This window comes from Novosphingobium sp. PhB55, from assembly GCF_004368805.1.
Classification (GTDB): Bacteria; Pseudomonadota; Alphaproteobacteria; order Sphingomonadales; family Sphingomonadaceae; genus Novosphingobium.
On record NZ_SODQ01000008.1, the window covers coordinates 237,587 to 262,867 of the forward strand.

Here is a 25,281-nt window from a genome sequence, read left to right on the forward strand (position 1 = left end):
TCACGAATAATAATTAAAAGCGTCATCTTCAGCCGTCAAGGGGCTTTGCGCGTCGCCTCTCGAAAGGCGGCATCAACGAAATGAGGGTCCTTCCAATGCTCAAGAGCATTCTCGCTTCCGGCACGGCGCTGGCCGCCGTCTGCACCGTATTCATTGCTCCGGCCGCCGCTCAGACGGCTGCCGCGTCCACCGCTCCGGCTCAGGCCGACGACCAGTCCTCCTCGTCCGACGACATCATCGTCACCGGCTCGACCCGCGCCCAGCGCCGCTTCGACGTGTCCTACGCGATCAACACCGTGTCGCAGGAAGACATCCAGAAGATCGCGCCCGTGAACTTCGCGGACCTGATCGGCCAGCTGCCCGGCTTCCAGACCGAGATCACCGGCGGCGAAGTGCAGAACATCTATCGCATCCGCGGCTTGCCCAACGACGGCGGCTTCGTCAGCTTCCAGCAGGACGGCCTGCCGCTGTTCCACGAGAACGACGGCGTGTTCTTCCGCGGCGACGCGATCCTGAAGCAGGACCTCATGACCGACCGCGTCGAAGTGGTCCGCGGCGGCCCGGCCCCCGTCTACGCCAGCTACTCGGGCGCGATCATCAACGCCATCACCGTGACCGGCAGCGACGTGGCGCGCGGCAAGGCGCAAGTGACGCTGGGCGATACCGGCCTCTACCGCCTCGACGCCTATCAGGCCGGCCCGCTGGGCGAGAAGACCTACTACGCGATCGGCGGCTTCATGCGCTATCACGACGGCTACCGCGACAACGGCTTCCCCAACGACAAGGGCGGCCAGATCCGCGCCAACATCAAGCATGAAATGGACAACGGCTTCATCAAGCTGAACGTCAACTACGTCAACGATCACAACGTCTTCTACCTGCCGATCCCGACCAACAACCCGCTGACCGGCGAATCGCTGAACCAGTACATCGACTATTTCGACGGCACGATGAACTCGCCGGCGTTCCGCCACGTCAACCTGAAGTACCGCGACGGCAACGGTGTCGTGCAGAGCCGCAACAGCGACCTGTCGGATGGTCGCCACATGCAGATGCTGAACTTCGGCGTTCACTACGAAGGCGATTTCGACGGCTGGCTGGTCACGGCCGCGGCGGGCTATACCCAGGGCAAGAACGACTTCACCGCGTTCTACTCGACCACCAACCCGGTCGACGCCAATGCTTTCGCCAACACTTATCTCAACCGCTCCGGCGGCGCTGCCTTCGGCGCCACGCGCTTCGGCTATGTGCTGGCCGGAACCAGCACCGTCTACGATCCCTATGCGGCCTCGGGCCTGGTCATGCAGGGCCAGTACCGCGACATCCACTCGAAGTTCTACTCGGGCCAGGCCAATCTCTCGGTCGCCAAGCAGTTCGAGACGGGCATCGGCAGCCATGACATCAAGCTGGGCCTTTACGGCAGCCTCTATGGCGAAGACAGCCGCACGCTTTATCAGAACTACCTGATCGAAGTGGCGGGCGAACCGCGCACCCTGGACCTCGTCGGCTACAACGCTGCCGGCGCCGTGGTGGGCCGCGTTACCGACAACGGCGTGCTCAACTACGCCGCCACGCTCAACCAGGGCGATTCCGACGCCAAGATGTTCGCGGTCTATGCCAACGACACCTGGGAAATCGTGCCGGGCCTGCGCATCGATGCCGGCATCCGCCACGAACGCTACAGCTACAAGGGCTGGGCCGCACTCACCACCCAGGTCAACCTGGGCGATGCGACCACCCTGGCCGACGACACGACCCGCGCCTTCACCGGCGTGATCCTGAACCAGAAGCTGAAGCCCAACGTCACCAACTGGACGGTCGGCGCCAACTACGACTTCACCAGCCACATCGGCGTCTACGGCCGCGCCTCGCACCTGGAGACGCCGCCGAACGTCCAGACCGTGATGAGCATCAACCCGACGATCATCACCACCGTGGCCGACCAGTTCGAAGCCGGCCTAAAGTTCGCCTCGGGCCGTTCGTACCTTTACGTGACCGGGTTCTACACCAACTTCGACCCGCTCAACGCCTCGTTCCTCGCGTTCGATCCGACCACGGGCCGCAATGACGTGAACGTACCCTTCATCGGCGAAGCGCAAGTCAAGGGTATCGAATTCGACGGCGCCTGGTCGGTCACCCCGTGGTTCACGCTGAACGGCGCTCTCACGGTCAGCGATCCGAAGTACAAGAACTTCCAAAGCGCCACCGGCGCCGATCCGGAGCAGGCCGAAGGCAACCAGATCGTCCGCCAGCCGAAGGTCTACGGCAACATCCGTCCGAGCTTCAACTTCTCTACCGACGACACCGACATCTCGGTCTATGGACGCTACACCTACATGGGCAAGCGCTTCGTGGACCTCTACAACAACACCGCGCTGCCGGCCTATGGCACGATCGGCGCGGGCTTCACGGTCTCGCACGGTACCTGGCAGCTTCAGGTGGTGGGCGACAACCTGTTCAACGCCCATGGCCTGACCGAAGGCAATACCCGCACCGACTCGCTGGCCGGCCAGGGCAGCGCGGAAGCGATCTACGGCCGCCCGATCTTCGGCCGCAACTTCCGCCTGGTCGTGAGCAAGTCCTGGTAATGCGCGTAAAAGCGTACCGGATGGCGGCGCCGCTCGTCGCTGCCGCCATGCTCTCGCTCGCTTCCGTCCCGGCTTCGGCCGGGGCGGTTCGCGACGTCCAGGCAGAAGCCCTGTCCAACCGGCTGTTCCCCCTGCTCGGCGCTCTCGGCCAGGACACTTCGGCCATGGCCGCGCTCATGGCCAGGCCCGAGGTCGCCGCAATGCTGCGCGCCCGCCAGGAACGCCGCGAAGCCTGCGCGGCAGACCTCGGCTGCCTGGCCCAGGCCATGATCTGGACACCGGCCGAAAGCGCCGCGCTCTCCGGCGCGGCGGTCCAGCCGGCCAACCTCGGCAGAGCGGATGACGGCACCGCGGCCCAGGCCGCGCGCGAGATCGCCGGCGTCAACGCCATCGTGCGAACGTTCGGTCTCGGCCAGGTGCCCGCCTATCCGCAGATCGACGGTGCGGGCACGATCGACCCGCAGGAAGCCCGCGCCCGGCTCCAGGCCGCTGCATGGCTGGCCCAGACCCCGCGCGCATCTTCGGTTCAGGCGCTGGACCCCAGCATCGAGTTCGCGCTCGCCCTGCTCGACGGCAGCGACCGGACGGACGCCATCGGCTTCGAACCGCTCATGAGCGGCCTCAACGCCCCGGCCATGAAGCGTGCCAAAAGTCTCGACTGGAAACGCTACCGCTACAGCGCAATGATCGTCACCGGGGTGGGTCCGGAAGTGGACGACATGGCGGTCAGCCCCTTCGGGAAGTACCACTTGCGCCTTGCCGCCAGCCGTTTCGCGGCCGGCGACGTGCCGTTCATCATCGTCACCGGCGGCCGCGCCCATCCCCGCGCCACGCGCTTCGTGGAGGCGGAGCAGATGCGCAAGGCGCTGATCGAGCGCTACGGCGTGCCGGCCGAGGCCATCGTCATCGAGCCTTACGCCCGCCACACCACCACCAACTTGCGCAATGCCACGCGCCTGCTGATGGCCATGGGCGCGCCGCTCGACAAGGATACGGTGATCGTCTGCAACCCCGGCCAGAGCGCCTCGATCGAAAGCCCCGCTTTCGTCCAGCGCAATCTTGCCGAACTGGGCTACCAGCCCGGCCAGGTCGGACGACGCGTCTCGCCGACCGAGCTGGAATTCCGCCCTTCGCCGCAGTCCGCCCGGATCGATCCCCGCGACCCGCTCGATCCCTGATTCTCCGCCTTCTCGATCCCCGCCTTCTCGACCCCCGCTTTCTCGACCGGAGCCCGACATGCGCCCCTTCGTTCTCGCCGCGCTAGCCGCCGCCGTTTTCCCCGCTGCGCTTCACCCGAATGTGGCACTCGCCTGGGGTGGGACCGCCCATGCCGTGATCGACCGCGCGGCCATCGAGGCGATCCCGGACGATGGCCCCGTCTTCCTGCGCAAGCAGGTGGACTATATCGCCGGCTCCGCCTCCCTTCCGGACGGCTGGCGCGGGGATAGCGAGCCGTTCTCCAAGATCGAGGAGGATCCGAACCACGGCTGGTTCAAGGAACAGTTCGCTTTCCTCAAGCCGATCCCGCGGTCGCGCTATGCTTTCGTGATCGCCCTCTACAAGCATTACGAGGCGATCAAGGACAAGGATCCGCTGACCGCCCAGCGCACCAATGTCCGCTGGACCGGGACGCTTCCCTATGCCGCGATGGAATCCTATGAACGCCTGATCGCCTGCATGCGCCAGATCCGTGCCTTGCGCGCCGAGGGCAAGGCGACCGCCTTTGCCGAACAGCACTGCGCCTTCCAGGTGATCCGCCTCGGCCACTATATCGGCGACGGCGCGCAACCGCTCCACGATTCGGTCAACAGCGACGGCTGGCGGGGTGACAATCCCAAGGGCTATACGCGCGACCGCACGATCCACGGTCGGTTCGAAAGCGAGTTCGTGGACGGCATGGCCCTGACCACCGGGGACATCGCCCCGCGCATCGGCACCGCCGGCCACCGGGAGGGCGACATGTTCGACGCCGTCCTCGCCTATCTCGACGAGGCGGCCAGTCACATGGAACAGGTCTATGTCCTGGAAAAGCGCGACCGCTTCGCGAACTTCAAGGACAAGGACGTGCGCGAACTCGTCTACGCACGCACGGCCAAGGGCGCGGCGATGCTGCGCGACATGATCTGCCGTGCCTGGGCCGAAAGCGCGATGAAGCCCGCCCCGCTCAAGCCTTCGCCGCTCGATCCGGCCAACCCGGCCTACGACCCGGAAACCGGCTCGGCACCGGCGCAAGTGGGCGCCTGACCGGAACGACCGGGCATCCCCTCTGCTGTCCAGGCTCTCTCGCGCCGGTCCGCCCGGCCGACAGGGCGGACAGCAGGCGGGCGTGGCGGGCATGACCGATATCGAAGCGGCGGAGCAGCAGAACCGCGGCCAGGCTTCCGGCAATGGGCACGCCCAGGCCCAGCGTCAGGATACCGGCGCGCACCAGTGCCGATTGCTCCGCCCCCGGCGTGTAGCCAAGGCTGCCGAGACACCATCCGATGGCCCCGTTCGCGGCCGCGCCGCCTGCCTTCACGATCACCAGATAGAAGGCGAAGAGCCCGGTCTCGTAGCGGCGCCCCCGCTTCCAGGCCACGAAGTCCACCGTATCGGCCAGCAGCCCCCAGGGCAGCATGAAGACGCATGTGAAGGCGATGCCGATCAGCACGCCGCAAGCCAGTAGTGCGGGCGGCCAGGCCATGCAGAGACCGAAGCAAGCCAGGCTCGCGGCGCAAAGCAGATGCCCCGTCCCCAGCAACCGGCTCTTGTCGTAGCGGCCGGTCAGCGGGGTCCAGAGCAGTACGCCCAGGAACTGTCCCAGCGTCACGGAGATCAGGAGCGTGCTGACCATCTCCGGCCGGTGAAAGACGTATGTGCCCATGTAAAGCAGCATCCGCTCGAACGTCGGCACGGCAAAGCCGGTGATGAGCGCGAGCACGCCCATGCCGGCGACCATCCCTTCCCGCAGAGGCACGGCGATCCCGTCGCCGTCGCTCTGGCGCCCCTGGTCATGCTCCCCCGCGTCGCGGCCGCCTTCGGCGCTTGTGTCGTTCCCCGAGGCGCAGGCCGAAAAGGCGATGGTCATGGCGAACAGCAGGCCCGCCAGGCAGCCGGTCAGGGCCAGAAGATCCAGCGTGCGCGTCGCCACCGCCTGCTGGACGGTCGGCATCAGCAGCGAGGCGACCGTCAGGGAGGAGGTCGTGCTGAAGAACAGGCGATATCCCGACACCCTGCCGCGCGCGCGGCTGTCCACCGTCATGCGCGCCATCAGCGCATTGTGCGGCACATCGATCACGGCATAGGCACCGCGAAACAGCAGGAGCGCCGCCGCGACCATCCATACCCGCTCCGCACCCAGCGCCGGCAGCGCATAGAGCAGCGCGAAACCCGTGCCTCCCGGTATCGCGCCTGCCAGAATGAGCCAGCGGTAGCCCTTGCCCGCGCGGCGCAGGCGAATGACCAGCAGCGCTGCCAGCAGGTCGAAAACAAGGTCGCCCGCCAGCGCAACCAGCATGAGCAGGCCCGCGACCGAGCCCGGCAGCCCGAAAAGGTCGGTCAGCAGGTAAAGGAATGTGACGTCGGCCCCGGCGAAGACCAGATTCTTGCCGAAATTGCCGCTGGCATAGCCCAGCAACCGCGCCTCACGCCCGAAGCCCGGGTTCGCCGTAACCGAATGTGTCGCTGCCCGGCGCGGGGCGGACCTGATGGATGGCACCTGCATGTCACGTCGCTGAAACGGCGCACGACCGCACGCCCTGCGCGGCCTCTAGTCGCCTGGCATTTCAGTTTTGCGACGGGCCGCGATCTTCGCTCGCCGATGAGCCTTCATGGCGCGCCGAAGCGGCCGGATCCGGCCGGGCGAAGCGGACGGACATCCGCCTGCGGATCAGTGAATTTCCGCCTCCGCCGTTCCGGCCTGCCTTTCGAACAACCGGCGATATTGCCCTTGCTGCGACTTGAGCAGCGCATCGTGCGTGCCGTCCTCGACGATTTCTCCGCGATGGAAGACCAGGATGCGGTCCAGCGCGCGTACCGTGGACAGGCGGTGCGCGATGACGATGGCCGTGCGGCCGACCATCAGCCGCTCCATGGCATCCTGAATGGCCGCCTCGGATTCGGAATCGAGGCTGGAGGTCGCCTCGTCCAGGATCAGGATCGGCGCATCGGCCAGGAAGGCGCGGGCTATCGCGATACGCTGGCGCTCACCGCCCGAAAGCTTCACGCCGCGCTCGCCCACTAGCGTGCGGTAGCCTTTGGGAAGCCGCATGATGAATTCATGCGCATTGGCGAGGCGCGCAGCCTGTTCGATATCCGCGATCGTCGCGTCCGGGCGGCCATAACCGATGTTCTCGGCCAGGGTGCGGTGGAACAGGACCGGCTCCTGCGGAACGATGGCCACTTGCCGTCGCAGCGAGTTCTGGGTGGCATGGGCGACGTCCTGCCCGTCGATCGTCACGCGGCCCTGCGCGACGTCGTAGAGCCGCTGGATCAGCTTGACGAAGCTGGTCTTGCCCGAACCGGAGGGTCCCACCAGCCCCACGCGTTGCCCAGCGGGGATCGTCACGTCCAGGTCCCGGAACAGCGGCTTGTCCTGCCCGGCATAGTGGAAAGTCACGGTGTCGAAGCGGATCGCGCCATCGGCGATGCGGATCGGACCGGCATCCGCGCGGTCGGCCACACCCAGCGGTTCGTCGTGAAGCTGGACCAGTTCCTCCATCTCGTTCACCGAGCGCTGCAGCATGTGAACGTGCTGCCCGATGTCGCGCAGATAGCCGTTGAGCACGAGGTAGCTCGTGATGACGTAAGCGACGTCGCCCGGGCTGGCCTCGCCCCGCATCCACAGCCACAGCGCGGCAGCCGTCACGGCCGCGCGCACCAGCCAGAGCAGGCTGGTCTGCCCGCTGCCCGCCCAGGTGAAGGCCATCCAGGTCCGCCGCGTCCGCTGCCGCCACTTGGCAACCGTGCGGCCGAGCAATTCCTCCTCGCGTTCCTCGCCGCCGAACGCCTTGACCACGGCGTTGGTGCCGATTGCGTCGGCCAGGATGCCGCCTATCCGCGTGTCCCACTGGTTGGAAAGCCGCGCGATCGGCGCCAGCACCCGCATCGCCAGCCCCACGGTCAGCGCGATATAGGCGAAAGCGCCGATCGCCATGACCAGCCCGAGCACCGGCCAGTGCAGGGCCAGCAGGATCACGGTAGCCGCCAGGACCGTCAGAGAAGGCAGGAGGGAGAGCAGCAGCACGTCGTTCAGCGTGTCGAGCGCCCACATTCCGCGGGTAATGCGCCGCACGGTGGAGCCGGAAAAGGCATTGGCGTGCCAATCGGTGGAAAGGCGCTGCACGCGGGCGAAGGCCTCCTGCGTCACATCGCGCATCATGTTCAGCGTCAGCGGCGTGATCGCCCACCAGCCGAGGAAACGAAAGACCACAAGGCCCAGCCCCAGCACGGTAATCGCGGCAAAAGCGCGCCATGCCTCGGCCGAGGCGCCCCCGCCGACCGCGTCGATCATCCGCCCGGCATAGACCGGGACGAACACCTCGGTGACGGTCGCCACCATCATCGCGCTGCCGCAGGCCGCGGCCAGCACCGGCGCGCGCCGCCAATGGCGGAACGTGAAAGACAGGACCTTGCGCAGGACCGCGGCGCGCGGGAACAGGTCTTCGTCGGTATCGGTCATGAGGTTTTTCCGCGCGGCCTTGCGCGGTCCCGGTTCGGCAATTGTCAGGAGCGACCCGGCGGTACCGGGTCTAAGTCGGGAGGCGGCCGCCCGAGCCTGAGCATCGGGACGCCGGGTTCGGGACTCTTGCCGTCAGTTCGGCGCGCGGAAGGGACTGTACGGATAGTTCATCTTCGCCCTCCCTCGTCACGGCAGGCGCCCATGCCCTGCTGGTCCGGCAGTCCTTAGCAGAAACGGGATGCAAGGACCAGACGGAGCAGCGCCTGTTTCAGCCCGAAGGCAGAGCAGCACTATCGGGCGCCTGCTGGCGCGGCGCCTTGCCACGGCGCACGCGCGCTTTTTCGGGCAGAGGGGCGAGACGGCCCACGACTTCCTCCATCGGCGTCCCCGGCGGCACCAGATGAACCGTAGAGGGCGCGCTCGCCTGGACGAGACAGACCGCGTTCTTCGGACAGATATCGAGGCAGGAGACCGGAACCACCTTGTAGCGCCCCTGAGACTTCAGCGCCGACTTGAGCGCTTTCTCCAGGCGCTTGTCGCCGTCCTTGCCGAAACCGCCGTGGACCTTCCTGCTGCACTTGCGGCACACCAGCAGAACTTCGTCCCACTTGGCCGAAACATTGCGTAAAGGGCGGTGCTGGCTCGACATGCTGGTTTCCTGGTTTCGCGCGCCGGGCGCGAGGCTTCGGGATTATGCTGACAGGATCACAGCGCGCCGGCGAACGGGAAGTTTCGCTTTCTGATGACGGAAACGACGATCAGGCCGCTCGTTTCGGCCACCGTCGCGAGCTTCAGCCCACGGCTTCCAGGCTTTCACGCGCCATGCGGGCCAGGACGGGAAAGCTCTCGGCCCGGTTCGCCGCCTGGGCATTGGCGGCATTGCCGCGCAGGACGCGGCCCTTGATGCCGTGGAAGATCGCCGCGAGGCGGAAGAGGTTGAAGGCGACGTAGAACTCGTAGTTCGCGATGCCGTCCCGCCCCGTCCGCGCGCAATAGGCGGCGACATAGTCCTTTTCGGGAGGGATGTTGAGCGCCCCGAGGTCCGCGCCGATCAGGCCGGGCACGATTTCGGGCGGCATCCGGTACATCAGCGTGTGATAGGCGAAATCCGCCAGCGGATGGCCCAGCGTGGAAAGCTCCCAGTCCAGCACCGCCAGTACCTGCGGCTCGGTGGGGTGGAAGATCATGTTGTCGCAGCGGCAGTCGCCGTGGATCACCGATGTCTCGTCACCCGGCGGGATCAGGCCGGGCAGCGCTTCCACCAGCGCGTCCATATCGGCATTGCGACCCGCGAGTTCGTCCGCCTGGTACTGTTTCGTCCAACGGCCGATCTGGCGTGCGAAGTAATTGCCGGGCTTGCCATAGTCGCCCAGCCCCGCCCCTAGCGGGTCTATGGCATGAAGCGCGGCCATCGTCGCATTCATCGCGTCGAAGTAGGCCGGCCGTTCCTCGCGCGAGACTTGCGGGAAGGTCGCATCCCAGAAGATGCGCCCCTCCACCATGTCCATCACGTAGAACCAGGTGCCGATCACGGCATCGTCAGTGCAGAGCCCATGGATGCGCGCCACCGGGAAGCCGGCCGCGCCCAGCGCCATCTGCACCCGTGCCTCGCGGTCCACCGCGTGCGCGCCGGGCAGCAGATCGCCCGGCGGCTTGCGGCGCAGGACATAGCTGCGCGCGGGGGTGGAGAGCCGGTAAGTCGGGTTGGACTGTCCGCCCTTGAACTGCTCCACCCTGAGCGGCCCGGCGAAATCTTCGACATGCGCCGCCATCCAGCGCGCCAGCGCCGCTTCGTCGAAGCGATAGCCTTCGCGGACGGGCACGGTCCCCGCGTTGTCGGCGGCAAGGTCGATGGCCATGGCTACGCCGCCTGCTCTGCGCGGGCCGCTTCCTGCGCCTGCTTCCACTCGCGCTTGATCTTCTTGGCGAGCGACCATTTGTGCACTTCGGTCGGCCCGTCATAGATGCGGAAGGCGCGGATTTCGCGGAACACCTGCTCCACGATCGTGCGGTCGGTAACGCCGATGCCGCCCATCACCTGCACGCAGTTGTCGGCAATCTTCATCAGTGCCTCGCTGACCGAGACTTTGGCCATCGAGCTTTCGACCGTGCCCAGCGATCCGCCGTCCAGCACACCCGCGCACCAGTCGATCATCAACCGGCACTGCTGGAGGAGGATGCGGTTCTCGGCCAGCATGAAGCCCACGCCTTCGTGGTCGATCAGCGTCTTGCCGAAGGCCTCGCGGCGGCAGGCATAGTCCACCGCGATTTCGTGCGCGCGCATGCAGGATCCCAGCCAGCGCATGCAATGCGACAGGCGCGCCGGGCTCAGGCGCACTTGCGCATACTTGAAGCCCTCTCCCGGCTCGCCGAGCATATGCGCGGCGGGAACCCGAAGCTCCCGGATCGTCACGGTGGAATGGCCGCCCGGCATCGAAGTGTCGATGGTATTCGGCACTTCGTCGATCACGATGGCGGGATCGGGCAGGTCGACCAGGAACATGCAGGCTCCGCCCTTGCTCGCCTCGTCCACCGAAGCGGCCATGACGATGCCGACCATCGCCCCCCTGGCGCCGGTGATGAAGGTCTTGCGCCCGTCGATCACCCAGTGGTCGCCATCGCGGCGGCAGGTGGTCTTCATCATCGAGGGGTCGGATCCGGCGCCGCCCCAGTCGGCAGGCTCGGTCATGAAGAAGGCGGAGCGGCCCCTGCCCTCCACCAGCGGCGTCAGGAACCTGTCCTTCAGCGCGGGCGAGCCGACATGGCCGATCAGGTACATGTTGCCCTCATCGGGCGCCATGGTGTTGCAGGCCAGCGGGCCGAGCGGCGAAAGGCCGGAGCGGATCAGCACTTCGGCGGTCTCGCGCTGGGTCAGGTGGCTGCCGTCATCGCGGATATGCGGCGTGAGCACGCCCGCCGCGCGCGCCTTGCCGCGCAGTTCCATGACGAGGTCGTCGGTCGGCGCGCCGTGATGGTCGCGACGCGGATCCTGCTCGTAAGGCACCACGATTTCGCGGACGAAGCTCTCCACGCGGTCGGCCATGGCCATGGCCTGGGCTGAAATCGGCACGGTCATTGCAGCACCCGCACGGGATCGCTGCCATCCCAGTCACGCGCGGCCTCTTTCATCATTTCGAACAGACCTTCCGATCCGGCCATGGGCTGGAGATATTCGATCACGAAGCCCGGACCCTGGCCGGGATCGACGTAGATGACCTCACCGTCGTCCCCCACTTTGCCCTCCACGATCACGTCCGCACCCACTTCCGCGCAGGCACGGCGCGCCTCGGCAATGTCCTTCACGAAGACACAGACGTGGTGCAGCCTATCGCGCACAGCATATTCGCCGGTGTAGAGCGAGGGCGCCTCGCTCTCGGTGCGGATCAGCTCGATCTGGATATCGCCCCAATAGCCGATGGCCATGGAGAACGTCGCGTCGGTGGGCTGGCCCTTGTACTTCATCTCGCCGAGCCTGACGTCATTGAGCACGAAGAACGGCCCGACGCCCACGGTTTCGATCCAGTACGTCAGCGCAGCGTCGAAATCGGTGGGGAAATAGGCAAGCTGGATCACCTCGCCCAAGGCTTTGAGAGGTCCCGGTCTGGCGGAACTGGTCATGGCGTGTCCTTCAATCAGGCGAAGAGGCCTTGGGGTTCTTCGATCAGGGTCTTGAGCGTCTGGAGGAACTGCGCGCCGGCAGCTCCGTCGATGGCGCGGTGGTCTACGGAGAGGGTGAGAGCGATCCGCGTCTCGAACGCCACGCCGCCGCCCGCCGTCTCCACCGGCTGGCGCTGCGCCGCGCCCACGGCCAGGATCGCGCCCTGCGGCGGGTTGATGATCGCATCGAAGTTCTCCACCCCGAACATGCCGAGGTTGGAGACGGAGAACGTGCCGCCCTCCATGTCCTCCATGCCCAACCCGCGACCTTGCGCCTTGTCGATCAGGCGGCGGGTTTCGGCGGCGAGTTGGTCGATCCGCATGCGGTCCGCCTGCCGCACGACCGGGGTCACGAGGCCCTTCGGCCCTGCAACCGCGATCGAGACGTCGGCATGGGGGAAGCGGTAGATGTCGGTGCCGTGGACTTGCACATTGACCTCCGGATGGCGGACCAGCGCCATGGCGCAGGCCTTGACCACCCAGTCGTTCACCGAGGCCTTGCAGCCGAGCACGAGATTGGCGCTCTTGCGCAGTTCCAGCAGGGCATCGGCGCGGGCGGACAAGCGCAAGTAGAAGTGCGGAAGTTCCTGCTTCGCTTGCGTCAGTCGCTGGGCAACGACCTTGCGAATGCGGTCGAAGGGGACGATCTCGGGCCGGTTCGCGCCGGCCACGAACTGCGGCGCGGCGAGCGAGGCTGAACTTGCCGGCGCCGGGACCAGCGCCAGCACATCCGCCTTGGAAATGCGTCCGCGCGGGCCGGTGCCCTTCATGCCCGCCAGCGCCAATCCATGCAGCGCGGCGATGCGGCGAGCGAGCGGGGAGACGAAGACTTTCCCATCGTCGTCCGGCAGCACCAACGCACCTTTCAGCGCCGGACTAGCCGGGCCGCGCATCGCCTTGACCACGTCCTGATGGGTGATCCTGCCCTGACGGCCGGAACCCTCGATATCCGAGATATCGACGCCCTCCTCCTCGGCCAGACGCAGCGCCTCGGGGCTGATCGGGCGGTTGGTATCGATCGGCACGCGCATCCGTTCCGCCGCGCCGACAGCGGCACCCACCGGCTCTGGCACGGCCGCCTTGGCCTTAGATGCGCCTTGCGCCAGGCCGCCTTCGGCCGGGGTGAAGGCGGCGATGAACGCCTCGATCTCGTCCTCGGAATGGGCCCCCTCGTCGAACACCGCCAGCAGCGCGCCGACCGGCTCGGCCTCGCTGCCACCCGTGACCAGCACGCGGCGCACGGTGGCATCGTATTCGGCCTCGACCTCGTTGGTGATCTTGGCGGTTTCGATCAGGCACAGCGTCTGGCCGCGCGTGAAGCTCTCGCCTTCCTTGACCATCCATTCGGCCACGGTGCCCTCGGTCATCTCGATGCCCCACTTGGGCATCGTGAAAGCGCGGATTCTGCTCATGACAGCGCCCCCCTCACCGGTATGCCAGCGTCTTGCGGACGGCGGCGGCGACTTTCGCGGGGCTGGGCAGGTAGGCGCCTTCCAACTCGCGGGCGAAGGGCACCGGGGTGTGCGGCGCGGTGACCATCTCGATCGGCGCCTTCAGGCTGGCGAATGCCTTGCTGGCCACCAGCGCGGCAATGTCGGTGGCCAGACTGCACCGCGGCGGCGCCTCGTCCACGATCACCAGTCGCCCGGTTGCTTCCACGGAATCGAGGATCGCTTCCTCATCGAGCGGAGACGTGGTGCGGAGGTCGAGCACGTCGCAACCGATACCGTCCTGCGCCAGATCGTCGGCGGCCGTCTCGGCGTAGCCCACCATCATGCCGGAGGCGACCACGGTCACGTCCTCGCCCGCCCGCGCCAGCCGCGCGTGGCCGAAGGGGATCACGAAGTCCGGATCGTCCGGCACGTCGCCGGTCATGGCATAGAGGAACTTGTGCTCCAGGAAGACCACCGGATCGTCGTCGCGGATCGCCTGCCGCAGCAAGCCGCAGGCATCGGCCGGCGTCGCGGGCATGACGACCTTGAGGCCCGGCATGGAGGTGACGAACTGGCTGATCATCTGGCTGTGCTGCGCGGCGGCGTTGTAACCCGCGCCGCAGGGCATGCGGATCACTGCCGGGCAGACCGACTTGCCGCCGAACATGTAGCGGAACTTGGCGATCTGGTTCCACAGCTGGTCCATGCAGACGCCGATGAAGTCCGCGAACATGATCTCCGCCACCGGGCGCTTGCCCGCCAGCGCCAGCCCGCCCGCCGCGCCCATGATCGCGCTTTCGCTGATCGGGGTATCGATCACCCGGTCCGGCCCGAACGCCTCGTAGAAGCCGGTGGAGGTGGACCAGATCCCGCCGATCGCCTCCGGCCCGCCCGCCGTGCCCATGCCGCCCACCACGTCCTCGCCCAATACGACGACGCGCGGATCGCGCTGCATTTCCTGGAATATCGTGCCGCGTATGGCGTCGCGGTACATCATCTTTGCCATGTGCTTCGCTCCGCCGTCAGTAGCTGATGTAGACGTTTTCGAGGACGTTCTCGGGCTGCGGCCGCGCCGCCGCGCGCGATGCCGCGACGGCATCCTCGATGGTCTGCAGGGCGTCCGCGTCCACCGCGTCGAGGTCCTCGTCGGTCAGCAGCTTCGCGCCGGTCACCCGCTCGCGGAAGTGACGAAGACAGTCGCGCGTGGCGCGCAGGCGGTCCAGTTCGCCCTCGCCGCGATAGCGCTGGGGATCGCCTTCGAAGTGGCCGAAGAAGCGCTCGGTATCGAACTCCACCGCCGCCGGGCCGTTGCCGGGGGTACGGACGAATTCCAGCACTTCGCCGAAGGTGTCGTAGACCGAGAAGAAGTCCGTCCCGTCCGCGCGCCAGACTTTCATCCCGAAGGCCTCGGCGCGGCTGGCGATGTCCTGCGCGGTGCCCACGGCATAGGCATCGCCGGTATGCTCGGAATAGTGGTTGTTCTCGAAGACGAAGATCGCCGGCGCCTTGGTGACGACGGCCAGGTTCATCGCTTCGAACGTGGTGCCCTGGTTGCAGGCCCCGTCGCCCGAGAAGGCGATCGAGACGGCCAGCTTGCCGTTCTCGTCCGGGCCGTCGATCTTGTTCGAAAGCGCCGCGCCCACCGCGATCGGCGCGCCCGCGCCGACGATGCCATTGGCGCCCAGCATGCCCTTGTCGATATCGGCGATGTGCATGGAGCCGCCCTTGCCGTTGCAAAGGCCCTCCTGGCTGCCCCAGATCTCTTTCATCATGCCGGTCACATCGCAACCCTTGGCCAGGCAGTGGCCGTGACCGCGATGGGTGGAGACGATCTTGTCCCGCTCCGAAAGATGTTCGCAGACGCCCACCGCCACGGCTTCCTGCCCGCAGTAAAGGTGGGTGAAGCCGGCGATCTCGCCGGTCTGGATTTCCTCGTGAAGGCGTTCCTCGAATTCGCGGATCAGCTTCATCTGCCGATAGGCGCGCGTGAGCGCCTCGCGGTTCAGTTGCATGCCAGCTTCCTCTCCCGTTGTCGTCCGCATCGCTTCACGGTTCCTTTTCAAAGACCAAGCACGGACTTGGCGATGATGGTGCTCTGCACCTCGTTTGTCCCGCCGAAAATCGTCCAGGCCCGGCTGTTGAGATAGCGCGCGGCGGCAACTTGCGCGGCGCGAGAATGGACCGGCTCCGGCGCATTGTCGCCATAGAGCGGGCGCGAGGTTTCCAGCTGAAGCCCGGCGATGCCGAACAGGTCCACGGCCAGGAGGTCGATCTCCTGCCGCAAGTTGGAGGCCAGCAGCTTGGTCAGCGATGTCTGCGGCCCCGGCTTGCGGCCCTTGGCGATCTCCGAGATGATCTTCAGTTCGATCATCTCCAGCGCCTCCACGCCGAGCCGCGCTTTCGCCATCCGGCGCCGCCAGTCGGTGCTGTCTGCCAGAGCCCCGCCGCGCCCGTCGCTTTCATCTTTCGCGGCCCCCTCGATCTGGGCGAGATCATAGCCCAGTTTGGGCGCATGGCACGATCCGCCGCGCTCGTTTTCGAGCAGGAACTTGGCGATGGTCCAGCCCTCGCCCTCGGCGCCGACAAGATTCTCCACCGGCACCCGCACGTCTTCGAGGAAGACCTGGTTCACCTCGTGATCGCCCGCCGTCGTCAGGATCGGCCGCACCGAGACGCCGGGGCTGGCCAGGTCGATCAGCAGGAACGAGATGCCCGCCTGCTTTTTCACATCGGGATCGGTGCGCACCAGCGTGAACATGCCGTTGGCGTGGTGGGCATGGGTGGTCCAGATCTTCGATCCGTTGACCACGTAGTGCTCACCATCCCGAACCGCGCGGGTCTTCAGGCTGGCAAGGTCGGACCCTGCACCGGGCTCGGAAAAGCCCTGACACCAGTAATCCTCGCCCGAGAGGATGCGCGGCAGGTAGCGCGCCTTCTGCGCCGCATTTCCGAACGTCCAGAGCACCGGGGCCAGCAGTTTGAGGCCCAGCACAGTCAGGTTCGGCGCGCCGGCGGCGGCGCATTCCTTTTCGAAGAGGTAGCGCTGAAGCGGCGTCCAGCCGGTGCCGCCATGCTCGACCGGCCACTGGTAGCCCAGCCAGCCCTTGGCATCGAGCACTGCATTCCAGGCCTGCCCGATCTCCGGCTCCACGAAGACCGATGGCGTGGCGGCGGCACCGGCCTTCACCGCATCGGGCAGGTTGTCGCGCAGGAATGCCCGTACGTCCTGGCGGAAGGCTTCGTCGGCGGGGGAGAGTTCGATGTCCATGCGTTCTATCGTTCCAGAATCGTCACTGCCGATACGCCCGGTGCCCCGTAGACGTGGCTGTAGGCCGTCTTCGGGCCGCTTCCTCGCTTGTGGCCCGGCACCTGACGGCCGCCACCGTCTCCGCGCAGTTGCACGACATTTTCATAAACCTGCCGCAGCCCCGAAGCGCCGATCGGTTCTCCGCAGGCCAGACAGCCGCCATCGGTGTTGACCGGCAGCGCGCCGCCGATCTCGGTGCGGCCCTCGGAGAGCCAGCGCTCCTGATCGCCGTCAGCGCAGAAGCCGTTTTCGGCCATGTGCATGATCTCCGCCCCCGCCTCGGTATCCTGAAGCTGGGCGACGTCGATGTCGCCCGGTCCGATCCCGGCAAGCCGGAAGGCATCGGCGGAGGCGATGCGCGTGGCCGTGCCGCGCGGCGCGCTATCGTCCGCCACCACGTCCACACTGGGCGCGAAAACCTCGAAGCTGTGCGGCGGGCGGGTGCGCATGGTCGCGGCCTTCAGGCGGACCAGCGGCTTGCCCAGTTCGCGCGCCTTCTTCTCGCTGGCGAGCACGAGCGCGACGCCGCCCTCGGCGGGCGAGCAGAACATGTACTTGGTATAGGGGTCCGAAACGAGCGGCGCGGCCAGGATTTCCTCGATCGGCACCGGCTGGCGGCGCCAGGCATGCGGCGCATGGGCACCGTTGCGGAAGGCTTTTTCGGACACCCGCGCCAGCGTTTCGTTCGAGATGCCGAACATGTGCATGTAGCGCATGATCTTCGCCGCGAAGAACTGAGTGGTGACCATGTAGCCCGCCTCCCCGTACCATTCGGGCAGGTTGTATTCGCTGGGCAGCGCATTGAAGGCGCCGCGCGGATGCTTGTCGAACCCGACCGCAAGGCCAAGCTCGAACTCGCCCGACTTGATCGCCATTTGCGCCGAGAACAGCGCCGATCCGCCAGCCGCGCAGCCGTTGCGCACATTGATGAACTGAACGCCGGTGAGGCCCAGCCGATCGACCATGGTATCCGGGTTTCCGGCGGCATCCGAACTGCCATAAGCGAACTGGATCTGCGGCCAGTCCACCCCGGCGTCGGCCAGCGCCTGCCGCACGGCGAAGACGCCCTGGTCCAGCCCGGACAGGCCATCGGTGCGCCCGAACGGATGGATGCCGATGCCGACGATGCAGACGTCGCTCATGCGCGGGTTCCTTCCATCGGCGCAAAGGCAGGAATGGCCAGCGGCTCGGCCGCCTCGGGATCGAGCGCCAGCGGCACGAGCCGCACCGGCATGCCGATCCGCACCGCGCCGAAATCCACGCCCACCAGCCGTGCCTCCACGATCACTTCGCCCGGCAGTTCGACATAGGCGACGATCCACGGCGCAAAGGCTTCCGGCCCGGCATAAGGCGGAGTCTTGGGGCGATAGCGCTGCACCGTATAGGACCAGAGCCTGCCCTCCCGCGCCAGCGGCACCGGATCGCAGCTATCTCCGGCGGGACAGGGAAACACCACCCGCCCCGTTGCCCGTTCGCGGCCGCCCAGAAGCCGGGGCGGCGTCTCGTCGGTAAACAGGCCTTCGGCAATGGCGCGCATCGTTCTCCCCATCTCTCGGCTTTCGAGTCCGTTGATGTGAATGGTTTAAGCGCGCCCGCTCCCCCTTTGTGACTCATCAAAACGCTAGGGTAGCCAATGTGCCAGTTCGTGCGACGCATTGAGGCGGGAGAACGAACAGATGGCAAAGGCCTGGGACTACATCATCGTCGGCGCCGGTTCGGCCGGATGCGTCATGGCGGAACGGCTGAGCGCCGACGGCCGGTCGCAAGTGCTGCTGCTGGAAGCGGGCGGTAGCAATGACAGTTTCTGGGTCACATTGCCCAAGGGCGTGGCCAAGCTGGTCAAGAAGCCCGAGCACATGTGGGCCTATCCCGTCACCCAGCCGCGCGAGGAAGGCGCGAACGAGGACAGCGGCGGCGAGGTGTGGATCCGGGGCAAGGGCCTTGGCGGCTCTTCCTCGATCAACGGCATGATCTGGAGCCGGGGCGAACCGGCGGATTACGACGCCTGGGAAAGCGAGGCCGGTGCCGTGGGCTGGAACGGCACAAGCATGACCAAGGCTTTCCTGGAACTGGAAGACCATGCCGCAGGCGCCTCCGCAATGCGCGGCAGCGGGGGTTTGGTCCATGTCGACCCGGCTTGCTACACATATCCGCTGGCAGAGCGCATGATCGAATCCGGCGAGGCGCTGGGACTCACGCGGGTGGACGACCTCAACGCGGAAACCGGGCCGCGCGTCGGCTATTACAGCCATAACATCCGAAACGGACGCCGCGAATCCTCTGCCCGCACGTATCTGGCAGCGGCGCGCGGACGGCCGAACCTGACCGTGGTGACAGGCGCGCTGGCCGAGCGGATCGTGTTCGACGGCACCCGCGCCGTAGGGCTGGATGCGCTCGTAAACCGCCGCCCCCAGCGTTTCGATTGCGCCGGGGAGATCGTGGTGAGCGCGGGGGCCATGGAAAGCCCGCTGCTGCTGCAGCGATCGGGCATCGGCGACACCGAGCGGCTGCGGGCGGCGGGCATCGCCCCGCTCGTCCATTCCCCCGACGTGGGCGAGCGGATGATCGAGCATTTGTCGATCTCGATCCCGTTCCGGCTCGAGCACGGACGCGGCACCAACCGCAGCTTCTTCGGCCTGGGCGCGGGGCTGGCCATGCTGCGCTATCTGCTGCGCCATGACGGCGTGCTGGCGACCGGCCCCTTCGAAGTCGGCGCCTTCTGCAATGTCGCTCATCCCGACGGCCGCACCGACGCGCAGTTCTACCTTGGCGGCTACACTTTCAAGGTCGGCGACGACAAGGATCCGGTCCCGCTCGACAAGATCGACCCGCTCCCCGGCGTCACCATCTACGGCCAGCTGCTGCGCCTCACCAGCGAGAGCGCGGTGCGGGCTTCGGGGCCGAACTCGGCTGATCCGGCCGATATCCGCCACAACTTTCTGACGACCGAGCACGATCGCCGCTCCGCCGTCGCGCTGGTACGCAAGATGCGCGCCTTCATCGCCGAAGCGCCGCTGGGGCAGATGGTCGGACCCGAACTGGTGCCCGGCGCGGAAGTGGAGAGCGACGGAGAGATCCTGGCTGCCTTCCGCCGCCTGTCCAGCTGCGGGCTCCATGCGATCCGCTCCTGCCGCATGGGCGACGACCCTGACGCCGTGGTCGATGCCCGCCTGCGGGTGAAAGGCGTGCGCGGCGTGCGGGTGGCGGACTGCTCGGTGATGCCCGGCCATGTCACGGGCAACACCAATGCTCCCGCCATGGCGCTGGGCCTGCGCGGCGCGAAGCTGATGCTGGAAGACAGGCTGCGGTAAAGCCCGTCGCCATGCGGGACGACGCGCCTTGCAACCTCAATTGTGCAGCGAAATATACCCGAGCTGCGCTGCCTTGAAGACCGTCTGGCTGCGGTTCACCGCGTTCAGCTTGGTCGCCGCATTATGGATGTGGAACCGTACCGTCGCGCGGCTGCGCGACATGATCATGCTGATCTCCAGATCGGTCTTGCCGATCGCCGCCCAGCGCAGACATTCCACCTCGCGCTTGGAAAGGCGCGAACCGGGCGGCAGTGCCTGGGTCGAACCCATCACCTGGACGTAAGTGGCGATGAACGTGCGCGCATAAAGGCCGAGCGCGTCGGACAGCCGCAGGAAGTCTTCGGAAAGATCGGTCCGGTCGCGGTCCAGCGGGTTGAAGCTCACTGCGCCGATCTGCCCGAACGGCAAGTGCACCGGCACCGCGATGCAGGCCCGCGTCATGGCGCGCTGCTCGAAATTGGCGATGTCGATGGACTGGAGGTAGGCGTTGGGCTCGCGCGTGCGGAAACCTTCGGCATTGGCCCAGAACGGCTGGCTTTCGAAGCGGCAGGCGGTGGTGAGCGGGGAATCGAGCGCGATGCGCGAATTGCGCCACCAGACCCTTTCATCGTCCGCCCAGCCGAACACCTCGATGGCCAGAACCTTGCCCTCGGCATCGACCGGCGTGCGCTTGTCGGCAATGTCGTGCGCGGGGGCGGCCCTGAAACCCAGGTCCATGGCGATGCGATGGAAGGCCTCCGCCGCCGGGCGGATCTCCGCCGGCGACGAGACGCGCACGGCGTCTATGTTTTCCTGTGACAACAGCGACATGTTTTTCCTCTCTTGCCGTGGAGCTTAACGCGCCCCGGCAGGGTGCACAATTGCTCGAAAGCCCAAATCCGGCCCGTTCGGGCCTAGTCTTTTGCACACTAGTCTTTTGCCTAGCGGAGATGCTCCCACGGCTGGTGCTACATCCGTGTGACAGACGGGAGAGCCACGTGAATTTCGATCTCAGCGAAGACGAGGAAATGCTCAAGGCGCTCACCGAGCGCTTCGTCACCAATACGTACGACCATACTAGCCGTCGCACCTTCCTGGCCGAGCCGGGCGGCTTTTCCGGCAAGAACTGGGCATTGCTGGGCGAACTGGGCCTGATCGCCGCGCCTTTCCCCGAGGAACTGGGCGGGCTCAGCCTGGACGCCACCGGCATAGCCACGATTTTCGAGGCGCTGGGACGCGGCATGGTGGTGGAGCCGCTGGCCGAGGCTTCGGTGCTGGCGGGACGCCTCTTCGCCCTGACCGCGCGCGAGGACCTGCGGGACGAATGGCTCGGCGACTTGCTCACCGGCAGCAGGCGCCTCGCCCTCGCCCATGCCGAAACCGGCATGCGGGGCGGAAACGGCGCGATCGCGACCACGGCCACCCCGGAACAGGGCGGATACCGGCTGGACGGTGCCAAGCCCTATTCCATCGCCGGCGGCGGCGCGGACGGCTACATCGTCTCGGCACGCCCTTCCGGCCAGGCCGGCGAAGAGGCCGAAGCCATGTTCCTCGTCCCCGTCGACACGCCCGGCCTCCGCCGCCGCGATTGGCCATTGGCGGACGGCTCCATCGCCTCCTCGCTGGCACTTGAGAGCGTGCACATACCGGAAAGCCACCGCCTCCAGGGCGGCACCGCGCAGATCGAAGAGGTCCAGCAACTCGCGGATCTCGCTCGCTGCGCCGAGGCTCTCGGCATCATGGAGCGCATTTTCCACGATACCCTCGACTATGTCCGGACCCGCGACCAGTTCGGGGCCGCACTGGGTTCTTTCCAGGCGATCCAGCACCGCATGGTGGCCCAATATGCTGCCATCGAGCAAAGCCGCGCCCTGCTGAACCTCGCGCTCGTGACCTGGGAGGGCGATCGCTTCGCCGAGGCGGTAAGCGGCGCGCGCGCGTTCATCTGCGAGGCGGCGCTTACTCTGGCGCATGAGATGGTGCAGTTCCATGGCGGCATGGGCGTGACCGACGAACTGGCGATCGGGGCAGGACACAAGCGGCTGCTGGTGCTCTCCCGGTGGCCGGAAGGGCCGCAAGCGGCGCTCGATCGTTACGCCCGCCTGCTGAACTGAGCGGGGCGGCACGCGCCGCAGGCGCGCAGATCCTTGCTATGCCCTCTTCCTGCCACGATCGCGCAATCAGAACGTATAGGGAACATTTTCATTGCATCCGCGGGAGCGATGCGCCAGTTTGCACCTTCACCGCCGCGCTGCCGATGGCGCGGAAAGCAAGGTCCCGCGAAATGCCCGCGCTCGAAATCGCCGAAAAGCTCACGATCCTGGCGGATGCCGCCAAGTACGATGCCTCGTGCTCCTCCTCCGGCGTCAAGAAGCGGGATTCGCGCGATGGGAAGGGGATTGGCTCGACGCTGGGCGGCGGCGGCATATGCCACGCCTATGCGCCGGACGGGCGCTGCATCAGCCTGCTCAAGGTGCTGCTGACCAACAGCTGCATTTTCGATTGCCACTATTGCATCAACCGCAAGTCCTCCAACGTGCGGCGGGCGCGGTTCACGGCCAAGGAAGTGGTCGACCTCACGCTCGACTTCTATCGCCGCAATTACATCGAAGGGCTGTTCCTGTCCTCGGGCATCATCCGCACGCCTGACTATACGATGGAGCAGATCGTCGAAGTGGCGCGATCCCTGCGCGAAGATCACGATTTTCGCGGCTATATCCACTTGAAGACGATCCCGGACGCCGATCCGATGCTGGTCGAAGCGGCGGGGCGCCATGCCGACAGGGTATCCATCAATGTCGAATTGCCCACGGCCAGCGGGTTGCTGCGGCTGGCGCCCGAAAAATCGCAGGCCCGCATCGAAGGTGCCATGGGCACGATGCGCTCGGCCATCGAAGACGGCGCCGATGCCCGCAAGCGCTTCCGCTCCGCACCCGCTTTCGCGCCCGCCGGGCAATCGACCCAGATGATCGTCGGCGCCGATGCCGCCACCGACCGCGACATCGTGACGCGCGCGGCCTCGCTCTACGACAAGTTCGACCTGAAACGCGTCTATTATTCGGCCTTCAGCCCGATCCCGGATGCCAGCACCGTCCTGCCGCTGCGCCGCCCGCCGCTCATGCGCGAGCACCGGCTCTACCAGTCGGACTGGCTGATCCGGTTCTATCAATATTCCCCGCAGGAAGTGAGCGCGGCCGCCGATCCCGCCACCGGCATGCTGCCGCTCGACATCGACCCCAAGCTCGCCTGGGCGCTGCAATTTCGCGATCGGTTCCCGATCGACGTGAACCGCGCGCCGCGCGAGATGCTGCTGCGCATTCCCGGCCTGGGCATCAAGGCGGTTGAGGCCATCCTGGCCGCAAGGCGCTGGCGCACGCTGCGGCTGGACGACGTGGCGCGCATGACCGTTTCGGTAAAGAAGCTGCGCCCCTTCATCGTCACCGCCGACTGGCGCCCGACCGGCCTGCTGGACCGCGCCGACTTGCGCCCGCTGGTCACGCCCCAGGCGACCCAGCTGGAACTGTTCGCGGCCTGACCATGCGCGTCGCCCGCCTGGAAAGCGAAGACGATTTCGAGGGCTGGCGCCTTGCCGCCCGTGCCTTCGCCAGCGAGGGCGTGGCGCCGTCGGACATCGTCTGGCAGGTCGGAGACGGCGCCGTGGACCTTTTCGCCGGTGAGGCTGCAGGCGTAGCGGGCGGCCATGCCCGCATCGCGCCCTTGCGGGTTACGCGAAAGTTCCTCGATCTCGCGCGCGATGCCGCGCTGCATAGCGAGCCGGAACGGTTTTCGCTGCTCTACACTCTCCTGCTCCGCTTGCTGGCCCAACCCCAGGCGCTTCAGGACCGCGCCGACCCGCTGGTGCGCCGGATCGAGGGTCTGGCGCGCAACGTCCGCCGCGATAGCCACAAGATGCACGCCTTCGTGCGGTTCCGCGAACTGGCGGACCAGGATGGGCCACGCTTCATTGCCTGGTTCGAGCCCGAACATCATATCCTGCGTGCCAATGCCGGCTTCTTCGTCGATCGCTTCACCAATATGCGCTGGTCGATCCTGACCCCGCGCGGCTCGCTGCACTGGGACGGCATGGCCTTGGCCGAAGGTCCGCCCGCCACGCGCGCCGACGCCCCCGGAGACGACCCGGTGGAGAGCGTGTGGAAGGCCTATTACAGCGCCATCTTCAACCCCGCACGGGTCATGCCGCAGGCGATGCTGAAGGAGATGCCGCGCAAATACTGGAAGAACATGCCGGAAACGGCCCTGGTGCCGCAGCTCATCGCCGGTGCGCGCAAGCGCGAGCTGGAAATGATCGAACAGGCCCGCAGCGCGCCCGAACGCGGTAAAGGCTCCGGGCGCGGTCAGATACGCGGTCAGGCAGGGGGGCCGGAAGCGCTGGTGCTGCTGGCCGGGGAAGCGGAAGGCTGTCAGCGCTGCCCCCTGTGGAAACCGGCCACGCAGACGGTCTTCGGCGAAGGGCCGCACGATGCCGAGATCATGATCGTGGGCGAACAGCCCGGCGACCAGGAAGATCTGGCCGGCCGGCCGTTCGTCGGTCCTGCCGGCGCCGTGTTCGACCGCGCCATGGCGCAAGTCGGTATCGACCGGACCCGGGCCTACATCACCAATGCCGTCAAGCACTTCAAGTTCGAGCCGCGCGGCAAGCGGCGCATCCATGCCCGTCCGAACACCGGAGAGATCGAAGCCTGCCGCTGGTGGATCGACCAGGAACGCGCCATCGTCCGCCCGCGCCTCGTCATCGCCATGGGCGCCACGGCGGCGCGCTCGCTGACCGGCCGCGCGGTGACGGTCGGGCAGGAACGCGGACGCCCGGTGGCTTTGCCGGACGGAACGCCCTGCTGGATCACGGTACACCCCAGCTACCTGCTGCGCCTGCCACCGGACGCGGATGCGGAAGCGGAGTTTGCCCGCTATGTCGCCGATATCCGCAGCGCCGTCGAAAGCCTGGCCGAAGCCGCCTGAAGCGCCGAAATGCCTTTCACCCGCCGCCAACCGCACGGCTTTTCGGAGCAACGATTTGACGCAAATCACTCCGGAACGGTGCGAAATGGGTTAGCCGTTCTTCCGCAAGTGCGAATACCGAACACGGCGGCGCACCGCTGGAGGACTCATATGAATATCTACACCCTGAGGTTTTTCGAGGATGAGCACGGTCTGGCCAAGCGGCTGGAGTTCAAGGCCCCGGACATTGCCGGAGCCCTGATCATCGCCCACCGCGAAGCGGCCAAGCGCAGCGCCGAACTGTGGGACGGCGCCCTGAAGCTCTGCACGATCCGCCGTTCCCGCACCGAAATGACCGTCCTCGTCACGGCCTAGAAGGCTTCTGCCCAGC

Annotated in this window: 21 protein-coding genes; 8 read left to right on the forward strand and 13 right to left on the reverse strand. The window is 66.7% G+C overall.

What is annotated here, in order from left to right:
• Positions 1 to 95 precede the first annotated feature (95 nt).
• From EDF57_RS20645 to EDF57_RS26060, 3 genes are read left to right on the forward strand one after another with little or no spacing between them, the layout of a single operon-like run.
• On the forward strand, positions 96 to 2,588 hold the full coding sequence (locus tag EDF57_RS20645; protein WP_132266239.1) for a TonB-dependent receptor: 2,493 nt from the start codon (positions 96 to 98) through the stop codon (positions 2,586 to 2,588).
• Positions 2,588 to 3,766: a YdcF family protein gene (locus EDF57_RS20650; RefSeq protein WP_134095610.1), complete on the forward strand. Its 1,179-nt coding sequence runs from the start codon at positions 2,588 to 2,590 to the stop codon at positions 3,764 to 3,766. Before EDF57_RS20645 ends, EDF57_RS20650 begins: the two co-directional genes overlap by 1 nt.
• A 58-nt stretch (positions 3,767 to 3,824) precedes the next feature.
• A complete protein-coding gene (locus tag EDF57_RS26060; protein WP_243841177.1) occupies positions 3,825 to 4,832 on the forward strand; it encodes a nuclease in 1,008 nt (335 codons plus the stop codon).
• Here EDF57_RS26060 and EDF57_RS20655 read toward each other — a convergent pair.
• The 12 genes from EDF57_RS20655 to EDF57_RS20710 all read right to left on the reverse strand — a co-directional run bounded on the left by EDF57_RS20655 (position 4,753) and on the right by EDF57_RS20710 (position 18,181).
• Positions 4,753 to 6,285: an MFS transporter gene (locus EDF57_RS20655; RefSeq protein WP_243841178.1), complete on the reverse strand. Its 1,533-nt coding sequence runs from the start codon at positions 6,283 to 6,285 to the stop codon at positions 4,753 to 4,755. The genes EDF57_RS26060 and EDF57_RS20655 overlap by 80 nt on opposite strands.
• A 171-nt stretch (positions 6,286 to 6,456) precedes the next feature.
• On the reverse strand, positions 6,457 to 8,247 hold the full coding sequence (locus EDF57_RS20660; protein ID WP_134095611.1) for an ABC transporter ATP-binding protein: 1,791 nt from the start codon (positions 8,245 to 8,247) through the stop codon (positions 6,457 to 6,459).
• Positions 8,248 to 8,515: 268 nt separating this feature from the next.
• Entirely contained in the window at positions 8,516 to 8,896 is a 381-nt protein-coding gene (locus EDF57_RS20665) for a (2Fe-2S) ferredoxin domain-containing protein (RefSeq protein ID WP_134095612.1), read from the reverse strand.
• A gap of 142 nt (positions 8,897 to 9,038) precedes the next feature.
• On the reverse strand, positions 9,039 to 10,106 hold the full coding sequence (locus EDF57_RS20670; RefSeq protein ID WP_134095613.1) for a phosphotransferase: 1,068 nt from the start codon (positions 10,104 to 10,106) through the stop codon (positions 9,039 to 9,041).
• Positions 10,107 to 10,108: 2 nt separating this feature from the next.
• On the reverse strand, positions 10,109 to 11,323 hold the full coding sequence (locus tag EDF57_RS20675; protein WP_243841179.1) for an acyl-CoA dehydrogenase: 1,215 nt from the start codon (positions 11,321 to 11,323) through the stop codon (positions 10,109 to 10,111).
• On the reverse strand, positions 11,320 to 11,865 hold the full coding sequence (locus tag EDF57_RS20680) for a VOC family protein (RefSeq protein ID WP_134095614.1): 546 nt from the start codon (positions 11,863 to 11,865) through the stop codon (positions 11,320 to 11,322). The genes EDF57_RS20675 and EDF57_RS20680 overlap by 4 nt, the downstream gene beginning before the upstream one ends.
• Before the next feature lie 14 nt (positions 11,866 to 11,879).
• Entirely contained in the window at positions 11,880 to 13,316 is a 1,437-nt protein-coding gene (locus EDF57_RS20685) for a 2-oxo acid dehydrogenase subunit E2 (RefSeq protein ID WP_134095615.1), read from the reverse strand.
• A gap of 13 nt (positions 13,317 to 13,329) precedes the next feature.
• Positions 13,330 to 14,343: an alpha-ketoacid dehydrogenase subunit beta gene (locus EDF57_RS20690; protein WP_134095616.1), complete on the reverse strand. Its 1,014-nt coding sequence runs from the start codon at positions 14,341 to 14,343 to the stop codon at positions 13,330 to 13,332.
• Between the two features lie 16 nt (positions 14,344 to 14,359).
• Positions 14,360 to 15,349, reverse strand: coding sequence for a thiamine pyrophosphate-dependent dehydrogenase E1 component subunit alpha (locus EDF57_RS20695; RefSeq protein ID WP_134095617.1), 990 nt, complete (start codon positions 15,347 to 15,349; stop codon positions 14,360 to 14,362).
• A gap of 47 nt (positions 15,350 to 15,396) precedes the next feature.
• Positions 15,397 to 16,605 (reverse strand): acyl-CoA dehydrogenase family protein, encoded by a 1,209-nt coding sequence (locus EDF57_RS20700; protein ID WP_134095618.1) that lies wholly within the window; start codon positions 16,603 to 16,605, stop codon positions 15,397 to 15,399.
• Between the two features lie 5 nt (positions 16,606 to 16,610).
• Positions 16,611 to 17,786, reverse strand: coding sequence for a thiolase family protein (locus EDF57_RS20705; RefSeq protein ID WP_134095619.1), 1,176 nt, complete (start codon positions 17,784 to 17,786; stop codon positions 16,611 to 16,613).
• A complete protein-coding gene (locus EDF57_RS20710; RefSeq protein WP_132266245.1) occupies positions 17,783 to 18,181 on the reverse strand; it encodes an OB-fold domain-containing protein in 399 nt (132 codons plus the stop codon). Before EDF57_RS20710 ends, EDF57_RS20705 begins: the two co-directional genes overlap by 4 nt.
• 139 nt (positions 18,182 to 18,320) lie before the next feature.
• Between EDF57_RS20710 and EDF57_RS20715 the strand changes: the two genes are divergently transcribed.
• Complete coding sequence (locus EDF57_RS20715) at positions 18,321 to 19,955, forward strand: GMC family oxidoreductase N-terminal domain-containing protein (RefSeq protein WP_134095620.1); 1,635 nt, start codon at positions 18,321 to 18,323, stop codon at positions 19,953 to 19,955.
• Positions 19,956 to 19,991: 36 nt separating this feature from the next.
• Here the strand turns inward: EDF57_RS20715 and EDF57_RS20720 are convergent, their stop codons facing one another.
• Entirely contained in the window at positions 19,992 to 20,765 is a 774-nt protein-coding gene (locus EDF57_RS20720; RefSeq protein ID WP_132265900.1) for a LuxR C-terminal-related transcriptional regulator, read from the reverse strand.
• A 167-nt stretch (positions 20,766 to 20,932) separates the two neighbouring features.
• On the opposite strand from EDF57_RS20720, the gene EDF57_RS20725 reads away from it, so the two are divergent.
• The 4 genes from EDF57_RS20725 (at position 20,933) to EDF57_RS20740 (ending at position 25,265) form a co-directional block, all read left to right on the forward strand.
• Complete coding sequence (locus EDF57_RS20725; protein ID WP_134095621.1) at positions 20,933 to 22,048, forward strand: acyl-CoA dehydrogenase family protein; 1,116 nt, start codon at positions 20,933 to 20,935, stop codon at positions 22,046 to 22,048.
• Between the two features lie 170 nt (positions 22,049 to 22,218).
• Positions 22,219 to 23,469, forward strand: a complete 1,251-nt coding sequence (locus tag EDF57_RS20730; RefSeq protein ID WP_134095622.1) for a putative DNA modification/repair radical SAM protein — start codon at positions 22,219 to 22,221, stop codon at positions 23,467 to 23,469.
• 2 nt (positions 23,470 to 23,471) lie between these two features.
• A complete protein-coding gene (locus EDF57_RS20735) occupies positions 23,472 to 24,911 on the forward strand; it encodes a UdgX family uracil-DNA binding protein (RefSeq protein ID WP_134095623.1) in 1,440 nt (479 codons plus the stop codon).
• Positions 24,912 to 25,061: 150 nt separating this feature from the next.
• A complete protein-coding gene (locus EDF57_RS20740) occupies positions 25,062 to 25,265 on the forward strand; it encodes a hypothetical protein (RefSeq protein ID WP_132265906.1) in 204 nt (67 codons plus the stop codon).
• The last annotated feature ends 16 nt before the right edge of the window (positions 25,266 to 25,281 follow it).

Excerpts from the sequence above, each read along its gene's own strand:
- EDF57_RS20645 (WP_132266239.1), top strand. The coding sequence starts at position 96 with ATGCTCAAGAGCATTCTCGCTTCCGGCACGGCGCTGGCCGCCGTCTGC.
- EDF57_RS20650 (WP_134095610.1), top strand. The coding sequence starts at position 2,588 with ATGCGCGTAAAAGCGTACCGGATGGCGGCGCCGCTCGTCGCTGCCGCC.
- EDF57_RS26060 (WP_243841177.1), top strand. The coding sequence starts at position 3,825 with ATGCGCCCCTTCGTTCTCGCCGCGCTAGCCGCCGCCGTTTTCCCCGCT.
- EDF57_RS20660 (WP_134095611.1), bottom strand. The coding sequence starts at position 8,247 with ATGACCGATACCGACGAAGACCTGTTCCCGCGCGCCGCGGTCCTGCGC.
- EDF57_RS20665 (WP_134095612.1), bottom strand. The coding sequence starts at position 8,896 with ATGTCGAGCCAGCACCGCCCTTTACGCAATGTTTCGGCCAAGTGGGAC.
- EDF57_RS20670 (WP_134095613.1), bottom strand. The coding sequence starts at position 10,106 with ATGGCCATCGACCTTGCCGCCGACAACGCGGGGACCGTGCCCGTCCGC.
- EDF57_RS20675 (WP_243841179.1), bottom strand. The coding sequence starts at position 11,323 with ATGACCGTGCCGATTTCAGCCCAGGCCATGGCCATGGCCGACCGCGTG.
- EDF57_RS20680 (WP_134095614.1), bottom strand. The coding sequence starts at position 11,865 with ATGACCAGTTCCGCCAGACCGGGACCTCTCAAAGCCTTGGGCGAGGTG.
- EDF57_RS20685 (WP_134095615.1), bottom strand. The coding sequence starts at position 13,316 with ATGAGCAGAATCCGCGCTTTCACGATGCCCAAGTGGGGCATCGAGATG.
- EDF57_RS20690 (WP_134095616.1), bottom strand. The coding sequence starts at position 14,343 with ATGGCAAAGATGATGTACCGCGACGCCATACGCGGCACGATATTCCAG.
- EDF57_RS20695 (WP_134095617.1), bottom strand. The coding sequence starts at position 15,349 with ATGCAACTGAACCGCGAGGCGCTCACGCGCGCCTATCGGCAGATGAAG.
- EDF57_RS20700 (WP_134095618.1), bottom strand. The coding sequence starts at position 16,605 with ATGGACATCGAACTCTCCCCCGCCGACGAAGCCTTCCGCCAGGACGTA.
- EDF57_RS20705 (WP_134095619.1), bottom strand. The coding sequence starts at position 17,786 with ATGAGCGACGTCTGCATCGTCGGCATCGGCATCCATCCGTTCGGGCGC.
- EDF57_RS20710 (WP_132266245.1), bottom strand. The coding sequence starts at position 18,181 with ATGCGCGCCATTGCCGAAGGCCTGTTTACCGACGAGACGCCGCCCCGG.
- EDF57_RS20715 (WP_134095620.1), top strand. The coding sequence starts at position 18,321 with ATGGCAAAGGCCTGGGACTACATCATCGTCGGCGCCGGTTCGGCCGGA.
- EDF57_RS20720 (WP_132265900.1), bottom strand. The coding sequence starts at position 20,765 with ATGTCGCTGTTGTCACAGGAAAACATAGACGCCGTGCGCGTCTCGTCG.
- EDF57_RS20730 (WP_134095622.1), top strand. The coding sequence starts at position 22,219 with ATGCCCGCGCTCGAAATCGCCGAAAAGCTCACGATCCTGGCGGATGCC.
- EDF57_RS20735 (WP_134095623.1), top strand. The coding sequence starts at position 23,472 with ATGCGCGTCGCCCGCCTGGAAAGCGAAGACGATTTCGAGGGCTGGCGC.
- EDF57_RS20740 (WP_132265906.1), top strand. The coding sequence starts at position 25,062 with ATGAATATCTACACCCTGAGGTTTTTCGAGGATGAGCACGGTCTGGCC.